Consider the following 15835-nt stretch of genomic DNA (forward strand, 5'->3'; position numbering starts at 1 on the left):
GCACGGGGCGACGCCGGAAGGAAACCATGTGACTCGGATCTCGGTCCGGGGAGTTGCTGTCGCCTCAGCCACCGCCGTCACCGCTGTCGGTGCCGTCGTGGGTGTGGCCTCTGGCAGCGAGGGCACGCAGACCCAGACGGTCGACGTCGCCGGAGCCACCCTGCTCCAGGACGTCCCGATCGGTGCCCAGGCGCAGGCCGTCAGCGACCACTTCACCGCGCAGGCGAACGCACAGCAGGCGTCCGCCGACGCCGCGGCCAAGAAGGCTGCCGAGGAGGCCGCGCGCCAGAAGGCCGCTGCCGACGCGCAGGCCAAGGCCGACGCCGAGAAGGCCGCCAAGGCCGCCGAGGCGAAGCGCAAGGCCGACGAGGAGGCCGCGAACCGCGCCAAGGCGCGCTCCGCGATGACCCCCGTCAGCCCGGGCTCGGTCCAGGAGATGGCACTCCAGATCGTCGGCGACGCCAACCAGTTCCAGTGCTTCAGTCAGATCGTGAAGCGCGAGAGCGGCTGGGACTACACCGCCAGCAACGCGAGCTCCGGCGCGTACGGCCTGGTCCAGGCGCTGCCCGGCTCCAAGATGGCCTCGGCCGGCGCCGACTGGCGGACCAACCCCGCCACCCAGATCAAGTGGGGCCTGAACTACATGAACAGCCGCTACGGCTCACCCTGTGGCGCGTGGTCCTTCTGGCAGTCGCACCACTGGTACTAGACACACCGTCAGACCACCGAAGGCCCCGATCCCGCTGGGATCGGGGCCTTCGTCGTCGCTCCTGGGGGGCGGGCCGCGCCGCCCGGGCCGGCTGACCAGCGCGCCACGGGCGGTGCGGTCCTGGGTGCGGTACGCGACGCCCGGAGTGGGTCCTGGTTGCTCCGGAACCGCCGGTCCGCGGACAGATGGTTCGTGTATCGGAGCCCTTCCCCAGATTTAGGGGGATCGAAACGTACCGGTCTGTGACGGTTTGTCGGATCGGTACCCTCGAACTCCCGCGTGCCGCACCGCCTCCGCCGGGTACGGTCGTCCCGGACGGTCGTGGCGGAACCCACGGCGCGAACGGGGAACGGTGGTCTAGGTGACGCAGGGCTGGTGGATATCCCGGGCGGCGGTCCGACTGGGCAGCGAGCTGCAGCAGCGTGCCGCCACCGCGGCCGCGCGCAACGAGCAGCAACCGGAGGAGCCGCACCCGGCACCCCGTGAACCCGAACCGGTGGTGGTCGAGATCAAGCCCGAGCCGGTCCGCGAGTACCACGCCCCCCGTCCGGCCACCCCGGCCGAGGCGGTGCCCTGGGGGCTGCGGGTGGCGGCCGAGTCGACCTGGCGGCTGCTGCTGCTGGCCGCCGCGCTCTACCTGCTGTTCGAAGTGGTCGACATGCTCCGGCTGGTCGCCTTCGCGGTGCTGGCCGCCCTGCTGATCTCGGCGCTGCTGGAGCCGACCGTCTCCTGGCTCCGCCGGCACGGCGTACCGCGCTCGCTGGCGGCCGCAGGAACGTTCCTGAGCGGGGTGGCCGGGATCGGACTCGTCGGCTGGTTCGTGGTCTGGCAGGTCACCACCAACCTGCACTCGGTCACCGACCAGGTGCAGGCGGGCGTCGACCAGCTCAGGGACTGGCTGGTCACCGGGCCGCTGCACCTGACGCAGCAACAGATCACCGACTTCGCCAAGCAGATCTCCACCGCGATCGGCACCAACTCCGAGCAGATCACCTCCGCCGGGTTCACCGGTGTGACGATCGCGGTCGAGGTGCTGACCGGCGTGGTGCTGACCGCCTTCACCACGTTCTTCCTGCTCTACGACGGCGCCAGGATCTGGGGCTGGGCCCTCGGCATGCTCCCCCGGCAGTCCCGCTACGCGATGGCCGGGGCCGGGCCGAAGGCCTGGGCCACCCTGACCGCGTACGTGCGCGGCACCGTCTGCGTGGCCTTCATCGACGCGCTCTGCATCGGGATCGGCATCCAGCTGCTCGGTGTCCAGCTGGCGCTGCCGCTGGCTGTGATCGTCTTCCTCGGGGCCTTCGTGCCGCTGGTCGGGGCACTGGTCACCGGGACCATCGCGGTGCTGATCGCGCTGGTGACCCAAGGGCCGTTCACCGCGCTGATGGTGATGGTCGTCCTGGTCGCGGTGCAGCAGATCGAGGGGCACCTGCTCCAGCCGCTGATCCTCGGCCGCGCGGTCCGGGTCCACCCGCTCGCCGTGGTCCTCGGCGTCGCGGCGGGCACCATAGTCGGTGGCATCGGCGGCGCGATCGTCTCCGTCCCCCTGATCGCCGTCACCAACACCGTGGTGGTCCACCTCCGCCGCCGCGCCGCGGCGGGCCAGCAGGTCTTCGAAGCCCTCGAAGCAGCCCGCTCGCAGTAGCCGCTCGGCACGCGGTCAGGCACAACAGGGGCTCGGGGAACTGCGACGCCGACCTCGTGAGAGGTGATCCGTGCGTGGGTGGTCAGGCGATTTCGCCTGTGACCCGAACGCCAGATCTCGTCGCTGTTCCCCGAGCCCCTGGGCCGTAGAACTGATCGTGGTGCCTACAGGCCGGCGAGCACGGCTTCGGAGTCGAGGGTGGCCGCCACGGCCTGCAGCACCGCCGCGATCTTGATCGAAGCCTGGATGACCTCGCGGTCGACGCCCGCCTTGCGGAGCACGCCCTCGTGCGAGTCGAGGCACTGGCCGCAGCCGTTGATCGCGGAGACCGCGAAGCACCACAGCTCGAAGTCGGCCTTCTCCACACCCGGCGTGCCGATGATGTTCATCCGCAGCCCGGCCCGCATCCCGCTGTACTCCTTGTCGGAGAGCAGGTGGGTGGTCCGGTAGTAGACGTTGTTCATCCCCATGACCGCCGCCGCGCCCTTGGCGGCGTTGTACGCCGCCGGGCTCAGCTCGGCCTTGGCGACGGGCTCCAGCTCACGCAGCACCGCCGGCGACCGGGTCGCCATGGCGCAGGAGAGCACGGTGCCCCAGAGCTGCTGGGCCGGCAGCTCCGAGTTGCCTATGACCGCGCTCAGGTTGAGCTTGAGGTCCTTGGCGTAGTCCGGCAGGGCGGCCTTGAGCTCGTCCAGTGCCATGGGTCAGCCCGCCAGCAGGGTCTGCGCGTCGAGGGTGTCCTCGCCCTTGGTCCAGTTGCACGGGCAGAGCTCGTCGGTCTGCAGTGCGTCGAGGACCCGGAGGACCTCCTTGGGGTTACGGCCGACGGAACCGGCGGTCACCATGACGAACTGGATCTCGTTGTTCGGGTCCACGATGAACACCGCGCGCTGGGCGGTGCCGTCCGCGCCCTCGACGCCGCAGGCCCGCATCAGGTCGTGCTTGACGTCGGCGAGCATCGGGAAGGGCAGGTCGCGCAGGTCCTTGTGGTCCTTGCGCCAGGCGTGGTGCACGAACTCGGAGTCGCCGGAGACGCCGAGGATCTGGGCGTCCCGGTCCGCGAACTCCTCGTTCAGCTTGCCGAACGCGGCGATCTCGGTCGGGCAGACGAAGGTGAAGTCCATCGGCCAGAAAAAGACGATCTTCCACTTGCCCTCGTAGGACTTGTGGTTGATCTCGGCGAAGGCGTTCGCGGCATCGAGGTCGACACAGGCGTTGAGTTCGAACTCCGGGAACTTGTCACCGATCGTCAGCACGTTCGCTTCTCCAGGCTTGGAAACAGAGGGAATTTGTCCGGAATGCGGACAACATCAACAGTCGCACACGGCGACTGATAGCGGAAATCGTTAGACTCGTGACAACTGATCGGAGGGAGCTATCAGTACCGTGAGCCCCAAGCCCCGTACCCCCACCCTCGCCCAGCTGCGGGCCTTCCTGGCGGTCGCCGAGCACCGGCACTTCCGCGAGGCCGCCGCGGCGGGCGGCACCAGCCAGCCCGCGCTGTCCGGCGCGGTCGCCGCGCTGGAGGAGACCCTCGGCGCGCAACTGGTCGAGCGTACGACGCGGAGGGTCATCATCACTCCCCTGGGGGAGCGGGTCGCCGATCACGCACGCCGGGTGCTGTCCGCGCTGCACGCCCTCACCGAGGAGGTCGAGGCGGCCCGCCGGCCGTTCACCGGGCCGCTGCACCTCGGCGTGATCCCGACCGTGGCACCGTACCTGCTGCCGACCGTGCTCCGGCTGGTCCGGAGCAGCTATCCCGAGCTCGAACTGCACGTGCACGAGGAGCGCACCCCCGCGCTGCTGGCCGGCCTGGCCGCCGGGCGGCTGGACGTGCTGCTGCTCGCGCTGCCCGCCGGCGGCGCCTCGCCGACCCGGGACATCCCGCTGTTCGACGAGGACTTCGTGCTGGTCACCCCGCCCGAGCACGAACTGGCCGGCCGGGTCGACGTGCCCCGGGACGTGCTGCTCGACCTGGACGTGCTGCTGCTGGAGGAGGGCCACTGCCTGCGCGACCAGGCGCTCGACCTCTGCCGCGAGGTCGGCGCGGACGGTTCCGGCGGGTCGACCCGGGCCGCCGGCCTGTCCACCCTGGTCCAGCTGGTGGCGGGCGGGCTCGGGGTGACCCTGCTGCCGGCCACCGCGCTGGACGTCGAGGCGGGCCGGACCGACCGGCTGGCCGCCGTCCGGTTCGCCGATCCGGCACCCGGCCGCCGGATCGGCCTGGCCACCCGCCCGGGCTCGGCCCGCACCCCGGAGTACGAACGGTTCGCCGCCGCGCTGCGCGAGGTGCTGGTCGAGCTGCCGGTGCGGATCGTCCCGTGATGTACGGTTTGCCGTTCCGCCGCCGGAGGTTCGCCCCGAGTTGCCGGTCAGGACCGTCCCCTGACGGGTAATCACTACCTAGGCTGACCGCAGTGATCGGGGAGGGGTGGGCGGATGTACGTCTCCAGGCTCGAAGTGGAGAACCTGCGCGGCTTCCGGGGTGTCAGGAACGTCGATCTGGACCTGACCCGGCCGGACGGCTCGCACGCCGGCTGGACGGTGCTGGCCGGACCGAACGGCGCCGGCAAGACCACCCTGCTGGCCGCCCTGGCGGCGGCCCTGGGCGAGGACACCGACCCGGTGGGCTGGCTGGCCCCGGGCGAGGACGAGGGCGGCATCCGGCTGGACGGCGCGCACTGGCGGGTCAGCCGGACCGAGGACGGCGTCACCGCCCGGCGCAACGGCGTGCTCGGCTTCTGGGCCGGCTACCCCGCCGGGCGTGAACTCACCGACGGCATCGCCTGGTTGGTCGGACAGCAGCTGCTCGCGCTGGAGCGCCAGCCCGGGGCGGTGGAGCTGGTGGCCGGGGTCCGGGCGCTGCTCGACGACGGGCTGCTGCCCGCCGGGTACCGGATCGGCCGGATCGACAGCGACGGCCTCCAGGTCGACTGCGGCGGTACCGAGTACCCGCTCGGCGGCGGGCTGACGGCGGCCGTCGGCCTGGTGCTCGACCTGCTGTCCCGGGTCCACCAGGCTTACCCGGAGCAGGAGCTGGTGATCGGCGGCACGCCCCCGTGCGTCCCGGTGCCGGGCGTCGTGCTGATCGACGAGGTCGAGGCACACCTCCACCTGGAGTGGCAGCAGCGCCTGGGGGAGTGGCTGGTCGCGCACTTCCCGGCCGTCCAGTTCGTGGTCAGCACCCACAGCCCGTACGTCTGCCAGTCCGCCGACCCGGGCGGGCTGGTCCGACTGCCCGGCCCCGGCGAGGAGTCGGCGCCGTACGTGCTGGACGAGGACCTGCACCAGCGGATCGTCTACGGCAGCGGGGACGACGCCGCGCTGACCGAGCTGTTCGGCCTGCCGAGCGTCTACTCCCCGCAGGCCGAGGCGGAACGGCGGCTGCTGATCGCCCTGGAGCGCAAGCTCTACGCGGGCCACGCCTCCAGCGCCGAGGTGGCCGAGTACCGCGAGCTGGGGGCCCGGCTGAACGCCTCGCTGGCGGCCCGGGTCGACGAGGCCAGGGACAGACTGGGCGGTGCGCGATGATCCCGCTGCAACGGCCGCCGCTGACCGCGCAGTTGGAGGCCGACCTGCTCCGCCGCACCGAGGCGATCCGGAAGGCCGGGCCGACCACGGCGACCGGCCGGGCGGCCTGGCGGACGGCCCGCGACCCCAAGGCCAAGCTGCGCACCCTGCTGCACCGGATGACCCCCGGGCTGCTGCGCTGCATGTACTGCGGAGACAACCTGGGCACCGACATCGACCACTTCGAGCCGATCGCCCGTGCGCCGCTGCGCACCTTCGACTGGCACAACCACCTGCTGGCCTGCGCGTACTGCAACTCCAACCAGAAGCGCGACCGGTTCCCGACCGACCCGGCCAGCGGGGCTCCGCTGCTGATAGACCCGGCCGCCGAGGACCCGGCCGACCACCTGCTGCTCTACCTGGAGTCCGGCGCCTACCAGGGCCTGACCGCCAAGGGGCACGCCACCATCGACGTCTTCGCCCTCAACTCCCGCGCCGAGCTGGTCCGGGGGCGCCGGCTGGCGTTCACCGTGGTCAAGGCCCTGCTCCGGGACTGGCACACCCGCACCGCGCTCGGCGACCACGGCACCGCCGCCGAGATCGCCGACGCCCTCGACCTGCTCTGGCAGGCCGACGTGGTCCGCGCCGTCCATCGCCTGGCCGACAACCGCCCGCTGGCCGAAGTCGTGTTGGGCCCCGAGGCCCTGACTGCCCTGACCGCGCTCGCCTGAGCCGCGCAAGGGGCTCGGGGAGGCGACGCCGTCCTCGGGAGCGTTCGACCGGTGCGCACGGTCAGGCACCCTCGCCTTTCGGCAACCGCTGCTCGAACCACACCACCTTCCCGGCCCCCAACCTGGTCGCGCCCCACCGTTCAGCGCACCGCGCCACTATCTGCAACCCCCGCCCGCGCTCGTCCTCGGGACCCGCCCGCCGGGCCCGGGGCAGCAACGCGCTGTCGTCCCCCACCTCGCAGCGCAGCACCGACGTCCGCACCAGCCGCAGGGTCACCGGCCGGGTGGCGTGCTGGATCGCGTTGGTGACCAGCTCACTGACCATCAGCTCGGTGTTCTCCGCGAGGGTCTCCAGACCCCACCGGCGCAGTGCGTGGCCGACCAACCGCCTGGCCCGGCCCGGGGTTTCGTGCCGGGGCTGGAGGAACCAGTACGCCACGTCCTCGGCCGGGATGCCGTCGAAGGCGGCGGCCAGCAGGGCGACGTCGTCCGCCCGGTCGCCGGGCGGCAGGATCCGCAGCGCCTCCTGGCAGAGGTGCTCGGGGGAGTGCCGGTGCGCGCCGCCGAGCCGGGCCCGGAGCAGCTCCAGGCCGGTGGTCAGCGACCGCCGCCGGGACTCCACCAGGCCGTCGGTGAACAGCACCAGCGCCGAACCGGGCGGTGCGGGCAGTTCGACCGAGGTGAAGTCCACCCCGCCGACCCCGATCGGCGCCCCGGGCGGCAGCTCCAGCAGCTCGGCGCGCCCGTCCGGGCCGACCAGTACCGGTGGCACGTGGCCCGCGTTGGCGAGCACCACCCGGTTCGCGATCGGGTCGTAGACCGCGTACACGCAGGTCGCCAAGTGCTGCTCCCGGCCGAGGCGTTGAGCCTGTTCGTCGAGGTGGTAGAGCACCTCGTGCGGGGGCAGGTCGAGGGCGGCCAGGGTCTGCGCGCTGGTGCGCAGCTGCCCCATGATGGCGGCCGAGGTGAGCGAGTGGCCCATCACGTCGCCGACGATCAGGGCGACCCGGTTGCCCGGCAGCGGAACGGAGTCGTACCAGTCGCCGCCGACCTGGGTGCCGCGCTCGCAGGGCAGGTAGCGGTGCGCCAGCCGGACCCCGTGCCGCTGCGGCAGGTGGGTCGGCAGCATGCTGCGCTGCAGCTCGTCGGCGATCTCCCACTCGCGGGTGTAGCGCAGCGCGGTGTCCACCGCCAGGCCGCCCTGGGTGGCCAGGTGGGCGGCGGTCGCGGTGTCGGTGGCGTCGAAGGCCATCGCGGCGTCGTAGGCGGAGGTCAGCTCGAAGGCGTCCGAGGGCTGCGCCTTGCCGCCGAACGGTGTCGGTCGGGGTGCGGCCGGGCTGGTCTTGCCGGGCCGCCGGATCAGCAGCAGCAGGCCGAGCACCGTCTTGCGGCCGCGCAGCGGCAGCGCCAGCAGTGCCGTCCCGCTGGCCAGCCGGCCCAGCGTGCGGGCGCCGTAGAGCTCCTCCAGCAGCGGCCGGAGCCGGGCGGCCGAGGGGGTGCCGAGCACCACCGGGCCGGTCGGGAACTGCTGGTCGAGCGCGCGGGCGACCGGACCGCCGGGCCGCAGCCGGCGGGTGCCGGCCCGGCGGCCGAGCCGGGTGCCGTGCCGGTGCCTGATGGTCAGCGCGGTCGGGCTGCCGGGGTCGCGCTCCAGGTCGGGCAGGGGCTCGCGCAGGTGCACCACGGCCGCGTCGGCCAGCGCCGGGACCAGCACCTTGCCGAGGTTGCGCAGCGTCGCGGTCAGATCGAGCGAGGTGTTGATCCGCCGGGTCGCGCTGTCCAGGTACGCCAGCCGCTCGGCCGTACGCGGCCGTCCGCCCGGCAGCGCCGGCGGGCGTCGCTGGGGCGGGACGGCGGGAGGCTGCCCGGTCAGGGGCTCGGGGAGGTCGCGCACGGGCTGCCGTTCTGCGAGAGGAGAGCTGGGGACCAACAGTCGATCAGCCGACCCGTCGACAGCGGAGGAACAGTTGCTCCTCCGGCGGCAGGGTGGTGCTGGCGGGGGCGTACGGATGGCCGGAGTGCGCCTCGACCGAGAACCCGGCCCGGTGCAGCGTCTGCTCCAGCTCCTCCCGCAGGTAGCCGCTGATTCTTATCTCGTGGCCGAGGAACGGTAGCGGGGCGTGGTCCAGATCCGCCTCGACCATGCCGAGCGCGAGCAGGCCGTCGGGCCGGAGCAGCGTCCGGATCCGGCCGAGCACCTCGGGGATCTCCCCCTGCGGCAGCAGGATCAGCGAGAAGAACGCGGTGGCCGCGGCGTACCGCCCGGCGGCCTCGGGCCCCAGCCCGGTCGCGCCCCAGGCCCGGGCGGCGCGCTCGGTGGCCAGGTCGTACATGTCGATCCGGTGGTACTCGGCGGCCGGCACGCCCTGCCTGGCCAGCCGCAGCATCCCGTCCGAGAGGTCGATCCCGGTCACCCGCAGGCCGCCGTCGGTCAACTGGCGGACCGTCGGATCGCCCGTGCCGCAGCCGACGTCCAGCACCCGGGCACCGGGCTCCAGCACGTCGAGCAGCCAGGCGCCGCAGGCCAGCTGGCCGGCCTTGTCCGGAAACGCCTCGGCGTAGCGGGCGCCGATGGTGTCGAAGGCCACCGCCTGGAGCGCGCGCTCGGTGCGTCGGCGGCACTGGTGGTCGGCGTGGGAGGGCCCGTGGCCCTGGGCGGGATCGGATATCTGACCGGTCGTCACGATTGAGAGGCACCTTTCCACCCTGGCCGCCACCCGCCGGTGCCCGGGCTGCCTCCTGGCGGCGCCGTCCACCGTGCGTGACGGTCCGTCACGCTCCCGCGTCACTCCGTGCTGCGCCGCCGTCCTGCCTGTCGCTCCGCTCCACTCGCCGGCCCGCCGTCCATACGTCGCTGGCCTCCGAGAATAGGCGCGATCAACCGACCATAGGGTCCTTTTCCGGCCAACTCGTGGCTGTTGGGATGAATATGGCCGGGATGGCCGGAGCGTTCCGGGGCGGCAGGGGGTGGTGTGAAAGCGCGTCCCGCGCCGAGTGGCGCGAGGGGGTGGCGGCCCTCCCGGGCAGCGCCGACGCGGACCGGTCCGGGCGTTTATCGGATGTCAATCGGGAGGTGCCAGAGTATGGATCAGCGCCGGGGAAGCGTCGAGGTGCTCCCGCAGCCGGGGGGCTGCGGGAGCACCGACACCTCAAGGGGGGCCTGTCGGGGGGCAGGTGGTCACGGCGCGGGGGGTACGGCGGGCTCGGTGTGCTGTTGCTGCTCGATGAGGTCCTGTACGGGGAGGACTTCGGGCACACCGAGCCGCGTGAACACGGCGAGCGCCTCCTGGAGGCAGGCCAGTCCACGCGCGGGCTGACCCAGTTTCAGGAGCGCTTCGCCGAGTGCCGCGTTGGCCATGCCCTGGCAGTACGCCGCATCCAGCTCCTGGGCGATGGCGAGCGATTCGTCCGCCGCCTCCGCCGCTTCGGCGTACTGGCGGTCGGCGAGCAGGCAGGCCGCGAGGCGGGCGAGGGAGTAACCCTCCCAGATCCGGCGCTGCTCGGACCGGTAGAGCTTGTGCGCCTCGCGCAGGTGCGGGGCGGCCTCGCCGGGGGAGCCGGTCGAGCGGAGCACCACACCGAGTTGGTAGAGCGTGTCGGCGAGGCAGGGGATGTTCCCCGACGCCCGTGCGGCGGCGACTGCGGCGTGTGCGGACCGGACGGCATCCTCCGACTGGCCGACGGCGAGGTACGCCCGTGCCATGTTGCCGAGCAGGCGGGCCTCGCTGATGGTTGCGCCGAGGCGGCGGCTGATCGCTGACGCCTGCTCGAAGAAGGGCAGGGCCTCCGTCGGCCGATCCGCCAGGCTCAGCACGACCGCAAGCAGGTTGGCGGCGTTGACCCGGAGGTGCGTGTAGTCCTCCGCACCCTGGAGCTCGAGACTCTGCCGGATCGAGACCTCGGCCTCCTGGTAGTCCCCGGCCACGTGCTGCAGATAGCCGAGGCCGAGCCGGACCCTGGCGAGGGTGTCGGCGTCGGCGTGCGGGTGTGCGGCCGCGTGCAGGGCCACCCGGATGCGCTGACCGTGGGTCGGATCCTCGACCAGGCTGTTCAGCACCATGAGCAGGTCGACGGTCGGGCGCAGCAGGGTCAACGGTTCCTGTACGGCGGCCTCGATGACGCTCAGCAGCAGAGCGAGTTCGGAGCGCAGCCAGGCGTGGGCCGCCGAACTGTCCGCCAACCGCAGCCCGGCGGACACCGGCTGGTGCAGCGTCTCGGGCAGCATGTCGTCCGGCTCGATCGCCCGAGCGGCATTCCGCATGGTGGCCAGCAGCTGGTCCAGCAGGCGCAGCACAGCGGCCTGTTGCCCGTCGGTGTCCTTGAGCTTCTCGTTCTGCCGCTGGGCGAACAGTCGCAGCAGGTCGTGGTAGCGATAGCGGCCTGGGGTGAAGCACTCCAGCATGTTGGCCTCGACCAGGGCCTCGGCCAGCGACTCCGCCTCGTCCTGGTCGGTGCCGAGCAGCGCGGCGACCGCCTCCAGCGGAAGGTCGGGGGAGTCCACCAGCGAGAGCAGCCGGAAGGCCCGAGCCTCCGCCGGCTGAAGCTGGCCGTAGCCGAGACCGATGGTGGTTTCCACGGCCAGGTTGCCGAGTTGCAGCTCGTGCAGCCGGCGCCGCTGGTCCGCTAAGCGCCTGGCCAGGTCGGAGACGCTCCAGCGCGGACGGCTGGCCAGCCGGGCAGCCGCGATCCGGACCGCCAGCGGAAGGAATCCGCAGGCCCGGACGACCGCGAGCGCGGCCTCGGGCTCGGCGGCGACCCGCTGTTCTCCGACGATGGCCGAGAACAGAGCCAGCGCCTCTTCGGGCGTCAGCTCCTCCACGTCCACGAGATGGGCGCCGGGCAACTCGGCCAGTCGCGATCGACTGGTCACCAGGACCGCGCTGCCGGAGACACCGGGGATCAGCGGCAGCAACTGCCGGGCGTCCTTGGCGTTGTCGAGCAGGATGAGCATTCGGCGGTCCGCGAGCAACGAGCGGTACAGGGCCGCGCGTTGCTCGAGCGTGTCCGGGGTCTCCGGCGCGCCGAGCGCGTAGAGGAAGTCACCGAGCACCACGGCCGGATCTGCCGGGGACGCGCTCGGCCCGCGGAGGTCCACGTACAGCTGGCCGTCCGGGAACTCCGAGCGGATGCTGTGCGCCAGGTGCACGGCCAGGGTGGTCTTGCCGACGCCCCCGATGCCGGCCAGCGAGGTGACCACCACAGCCTGGCCGGAACCGCTGCGCAGCACGTCGCGAAGTTCCGTCACCAGTTCGGTGCGGCCACTGAAGTCCGATACGTCCGCGGGGAGTTGAGCAGGCGGTACGAAGACTGCGGCCTCGTCCTGTTCGACCGGCCGGCCGACTGCTGCCGGTGCGGGCATCAGGGTCGGGTCCGCCGCCAGGATGCGTGAGTGCATCGAGGCCAGCCCGGCGCCGGGCTCGACGCCCAGCTCCTCGATCAGCAGCTTTCGGGTGTCGGTGTAGACACCGAGTGCCTCGGCCTGTCGCCCGCACCGGTACAGCGCGAGCATCAGCAGCTCCCGCAGCCGCTCCCGCAGCGGGTGTTCGGCGGAGAGCGAGCTGAGCTCGGACACCGTCTCGGCGTGCAGTCCGATCTCCAGCGCGGCCGAGCAGCGCTCCTCGCAGGCCGCGACCTGACGCTCCGCGAGTCTGCCTCGGTGGGCTTCGGCATGGGGGCCGGGAATGCCGGCCAGTGGCCGTCCGCTCCACAGCGAGAGCGCGGAGGCCAGCAGCCGGTGCGCCTCGCGGTAGTCGCCGCCCGCCTTGGCCATCGCGGCGTGGGTGAACTCACGCTCGAAGACCGAGAGGTCGAGGGACTCCGGTGCGATGCGAAGTGCGTAGCCGTCACTCACCGAGACCAGCAGCTCGGCGGGGGCCCGCATCTCACGGTTGGGCTCGATCAGCGCGCGTAGCCGGGAGACATAGGTGCGCAGCGCGGCCACCGCCTGCGGCGGCGGCCGGTCGCCCCACAGGCCGTCCACCAGGTCCTGGGTGGCGACCGGGCGGCCGTGGCTGAGCAGCAACGCGACCAGGACGGCCTGCTGCTGCGGTGAACCGAGTGAGAGGTGCTGTTCCCCGCGCCAGGCCTGCACGGGGCCGAGCACCTGGAAGCGCAGCGCGTGCGGCTGCCCCTGAAGCTCCATGGAGATCCCCCGATGATGGCCAAGGTGAGGCGTCAGCTTATGAGGAGACTGGCAAACGTTGGAGAAGTGGACGAGCCTCGGGATGTTTATAAGACATTTAGCGAGGCCTACGATACTGGGCGCGCGCCCTGACCCGTCCGTCCGGGCTGACACAAAATCTCATTACCCCGAAAGGCGGCGTCATGGCCGACACCGAGACCACCACCGCGACCCCGAACGAGGCCCAGCCGGTGGCCGAGGCCGCACCCGTCGAGCAGACCGTTGCCACCGAGGCGCAGAAGGCCCAACTGCTCGAGGTGATCGAGGAGCTGGCCGCCGTCGAGCCTGCGACCGAGGCCGCCCCGCTCGTTCCCGGCACCGAGGCGCCGAAGAAGGACGGCGGTTACGAGCCGCTCGGAAACGTCGTCAACCTCCCGTAAGCGGCAAATCCAGGTCAAGTGCCCCGCCCCACCGCGCAGGTGGAGCGGGGCACTTGTCGTTATTCCGCCGACCGCACCCGCAGGCTGGTGATCAGCGGCCCCTCGGTGACCTCGGCGAAGAAGTCGTTGCCCTTGTCGTCCACCACGATGAAGGCCGGGAAGTCCTCGACCTCGATCCGCCAGACCGCCTCCATGCCCAGCTCGGCGTACTCCAGCACCTCGACCTTGCGGATGCAGTCCTGCGCCAGCCGCGCCGCCGGGCCGCCGATCGAGCCGAGGTAGAAGCCGCCGTGCTCGGCGCACGCCTTGGTGACCTGCTTGGAGCGGTTGCCCTTGGCGAGCATCACCATCGAGCCGCCCGCGGCCTGGAACTGGTCGACGTAACTGTCCATCCGCCCGGCGGTGGTGGGGCCGAACGAACCCGAGGCGAAGCCCTCCGGGGTCTTGGCCGGGCCGGCGTAGTAGACCGGGTGGTCCTTCAGGTACTGCGGCATGCCCTCGCCCGCGTCCAGCCGCTCCTTGATCTTCGCGTGCGCGATGTCGCGGGCGACCACCAGCGTGCCGGTGAGCGAGAGCCGGGTCTTCACCGGGTACTTGGCCAGCTCGGCGCGGATCTCGGACATCGGCTGGTTCAGGTCGATCCGGACCACGTCGTCGTCGAGCTGCTCGTCCGTGGTGTCCGGCAGGTACTTCGCCGGGTCGGTCTCCAGCTGCTCCAGGAAGATCCCGTCCGCCGTGATCTTGCCCAGCGCCTGGCGGTCGGCCGAGCAGGAGACGGCCATCGCGACCGGCAGCGAGGCGCCGTGCCGGGGCAGCCGGATCACCCGGACGTCGTGGCAGAAGTACTTGCCGCCGAACTGGGCGCCGATGCCGATCTTCTGGGTCAGCTCGGTGACCCTGGCCTCCAGCTCCAGGTCGCGGAAGCCGTGCCCGGTGGCGGCGTCGCCGCTGGTCGGCAGCTCGTCCAGGTAGTGCGCCGAGGCGTACTTGGCGGTCTTCAGCGCGAACTCGGCGCTGGTGCCGCCGACCACGATCGCCAGGTGGTACGGCGGGCAGGCCGCCGTGCCCAGCGAACGGATCTTCTGCTCGAGGAAGTTGAGCATCGAGTCCTCGTTCAGGATGGCCTTGGTCTCCTGGTAGAGGTACGACTTGTTGGCGCTGCCGCCGCCCTTGGCCATGAACAGGAACTTGTACGCGTCGCCGTCCGTCGCGTAGAGCTCGATCTGGGCCGGCAGGTTGTTGCCGGTGTTCTTCTCGTCCCACATGGTGACCGGGGCCATCTGCGAGTAGCGCAGGTTGAGCTTGGTGTACGCGTCGTAGACGCCGCGCGCGATGGCCGCCTCGTCGCGGCCCTCGGTCAGCACGTTCTGGCCGCGCTTGCCCATCACGATCGCGGTGCCGGTGTCCTGGCACATCGGCAGGATGCCGCCGGCCGAGATGTTGACGTTCTTCAGCAGGTCCAGCGCGACGAAGCGGTCGTTCGGGCTGGCCTCCGGGTCGTCCAGGATCCGGCGGAGCTGGGCCAGGTGGGCCGGGCGCAGGTAGTGCGAGATGTCGTGCATCGCCTCGGCGGTGAGCAGCCGCAGGGCCTCGGGCTCCACCTGGAGGAAACGGCGCCCGCCCGCCTCGATGACGCTGACACCCTCGGAGGTCAGCTTGCGGTACGGGGTGGGGTCCGCACCGAGGGGGAGGAGGTCGGAGTAGGCGAACTCTGGCGTGGGAGCCATGGGTGGAGGTCCTTAACTGATCCGGCTGCGTCGACGAAGCACCTTCAAGACTAGGTCCCGGCCGGGCGGCCGGTGCGCGCAGGTGAACCTGCGTGACCGGGGTCACGTCGAGTGCCGCCGAACTCTCGTTCGGAAGGGGCTCCGGTGGCTAGGCTGGCCCCGTGGACAACTCGCCGTCGATGGACGAAAAGCCGGGCCAGTCGCCCGTACCGATGACCAAGTCCGAGGCCAAGCCGGACCTGACCAAGCAGCCGTTCGACGTGACCCCGGTGGCGGAGGCCGAGCTGCGCGCCTCGGACGCCGACCGGGAGCGGATCGCCGAGCTGCTCCGGGACGCGTACGCCGAGGGCCGGCTCACCGTCGAGGAGCACTCCGAGCGGATCGAGGCGGCCTACAACGCCCGCACCCTGGGTGAGTTGGCGCCGCTGACCAGGGACCTGCCCGCGCACCGTCCGGTGTCCACCGAGAAGCCGCAGGGCGTGGCCCACCGTGCGCCGCAGCTGCCGGCCCGGAGCGAGTCGCCGACCATGATGGCGGTCTTCGGCGGCACCAGCCGCAAGGGCCGCTGGCGGGTGGGCTCGCACCTGCGCGCGGTGGCGGTGTTCGGCGGGGTGGAGATCGACCTCAGCGACGCCGTCTTCGAGTCGCCCGAGGTGGAGATCGAGGTCTGGGCGGTCTTCGGCGGCGTCGACATCAAGGTGCCGGAGAACGTCTCGCTGCACGGCAGCGGGATCGGCGTCTTCGGTGGCTTCGACGTCCGGGAGCAGACCGCGGCCGACCCGTACGCGCCGGTGGTCCGGGTGAAGGGCGCGGCGATCTTCGGCGGCTGCGAGGCCAGGCCCCGCCGGGGCAAGAAGCTCAGGGAATGGGTGCGCAAGCAGCTCGACGGCTGACCTGCCGAAATCTCGCGGGGCGTCAACTTCCGGGCAGGCACTCGATCCTGGGTCGAGTG

Annotated in this window: 13 protein-coding genes; 7 read left to right on the forward strand and 6 right to left on the reverse strand. The window is 71.8% G+C overall.

Annotation, left to right across the window (positions count from 1 at the left end; genetic code table 11):
• Nucleotides 1-28: 28 nt before the first annotated feature.
• The gene (locus ACIRPK_RS30185; protein ID WP_403044206.1) at nucleotides 29-709 is read left to right on the forward strand and encodes a transglycosylase SLT domain-containing protein; all 681 of its coding nucleotides are present in this window, start codon (nucleotides 29-31) and stop codon (nucleotides 707-709) included.
• A gap of 361 nt (nucleotides 710-1070) precedes the next feature.
• Complete coding sequence (locus tag ACIRPK_RS30190) at nucleotides 1071-2354, forward strand: AI-2E family transporter (protein ID WP_403044208.1); 1284 nt, start codon at nucleotides 1071-1073, stop codon at nucleotides 2352-2354.
• A 164-nt stretch (nucleotides 2355-2518) separates the two neighbouring features.
• Here the strand turns inward: ACIRPK_RS30190 and ACIRPK_RS30195 are convergent, their stop codons facing one another.
• Together ACIRPK_RS30195 and ACIRPK_RS30200 are read right to left on the reverse strand one after the other, a co-directional pair.
• Nucleotides 2519-3055, reverse strand: a complete 537-nt coding sequence (locus tag ACIRPK_RS30195; RefSeq protein ID WP_403044210.1) for an alkyl hydroperoxide reductase — start codon at nucleotides 3053-3055, stop codon at nucleotides 2519-2521.
• A 3-nt stretch (nucleotides 3056-3058) separates the two neighbouring features.
• Nucleotides 3059-3610, reverse strand: a complete 552-nt coding sequence (locus ACIRPK_RS30200) for a peroxiredoxin (RefSeq protein WP_057227269.1) — start codon at nucleotides 3608-3610, stop codon at nucleotides 3059-3061.
• A 130-nt stretch (nucleotides 3611-3740) separates the two neighbouring features.
• On the opposite strand from ACIRPK_RS30200, the gene ACIRPK_RS30205 reads away from it, so the two are divergent.
• From ACIRPK_RS30205 to ACIRPK_RS30215, 3 genes are all read left to right on the forward strand, one after another.
• Nucleotides 3741-4679: a LysR substrate-binding domain-containing protein gene (locus ACIRPK_RS30205; RefSeq protein WP_403044212.1), complete on the forward strand. Its 939-nt coding sequence runs from the start codon at nucleotides 3741-3743 to the stop codon at nucleotides 4677-4679.
• Between the two features lie 114 nt (nucleotides 4680-4793).
• On the forward strand, nucleotides 4794-5885 hold the full coding sequence (locus tag ACIRPK_RS30210) for an AAA family ATPase (protein ID WP_403044213.1): 1092 nt from the start codon (nucleotides 4794-4796) through the stop codon (nucleotides 5883-5885).
• Complete coding sequence (locus tag ACIRPK_RS30215) at nucleotides 5882-6595, forward strand: HNH endonuclease (RefSeq protein WP_403044215.1); 714 nt, start codon at nucleotides 5882-5884, stop codon at nucleotides 6593-6595. Before ACIRPK_RS30210 ends, ACIRPK_RS30215 begins: the two co-directional genes overlap by 4 nt.
• Nucleotides 6596-6656: 61 nt before the next feature.
• On the opposite strand, the gene ACIRPK_RS30220 is transcribed toward ACIRPK_RS30215, so the two are convergent.
• From ACIRPK_RS30220 to ACIRPK_RS30230, 3 genes are all read right to left on the reverse strand, one after another.
• Complete coding sequence (locus tag ACIRPK_RS30220; RefSeq protein ID WP_403044216.1) at nucleotides 6657-8489, reverse strand: SpoIIE family protein phosphatase; 1833 nt, start codon at nucleotides 8487-8489, stop codon at nucleotides 6657-6659.
• 43 nt (nucleotides 8490-8532) lie between these two features.
• The gene (locus ACIRPK_RS30225; RefSeq protein ID WP_403044313.1) at nucleotides 8533-9183 is read right to left on the reverse strand and encodes a class I SAM-dependent methyltransferase; all 651 of its coding nucleotides are present in this window, start codon (nucleotides 9181-9183) and stop codon (nucleotides 8533-8535) included.
• 590 nt (nucleotides 9184-9773) lie between these two features.
• A complete protein-coding gene (locus ACIRPK_RS30230; RefSeq protein ID WP_403044218.1) occupies nucleotides 9774-12737 on the reverse strand; it encodes a BTAD domain-containing putative transcriptional regulator in 2964 nt (987 codons plus the stop codon).
• A 182-nt stretch (nucleotides 12738-12919) separates the two neighbouring features.
• On the opposite strand from ACIRPK_RS30230, the gene ACIRPK_RS30235 reads away from it, so the two are divergent.
• Nucleotides 12920-13156, forward strand: coding sequence for a hypothetical protein (locus tag ACIRPK_RS30235; protein WP_403044220.1), 237 nt, complete (start codon nucleotides 12920-12922; stop codon nucleotides 13154-13156).
• 59 nt (nucleotides 13157-13215) lie between these two features.
• On the opposite strand, the gene ACIRPK_RS30240 is transcribed toward ACIRPK_RS30235, so the two are convergent.
• A complete protein-coding gene (locus ACIRPK_RS30240; protein ID WP_403044221.1) occupies nucleotides 13216-14883 on the reverse strand; it encodes a fumarate hydratase in 1668 nt (555 codons plus the stop codon).
• Between the two features lie 212 nt (nucleotides 14884-15095).
• Between ACIRPK_RS30240 and ACIRPK_RS30245 the strand changes: the two genes are divergently transcribed.
• Nucleotides 15096-15776 (forward strand): DUF1707 domain-containing protein, encoded by a 681-nt coding sequence (locus ACIRPK_RS30245; RefSeq protein WP_403044315.1) that lies wholly within the window; start codon nucleotides 15096-15098, stop codon nucleotides 15774-15776.
• Nucleotides 15777-15835 lie beyond the last annotated feature (59 nt).

This window comes from Kitasatospora sp. NPDC101801, from assembly GCF_044766665.1.
Classification (GTDB): domain Bacteria; phylum Actinomycetota; class Actinomycetes; order Streptomycetales; family Streptomycetaceae; genus Kitasatospora.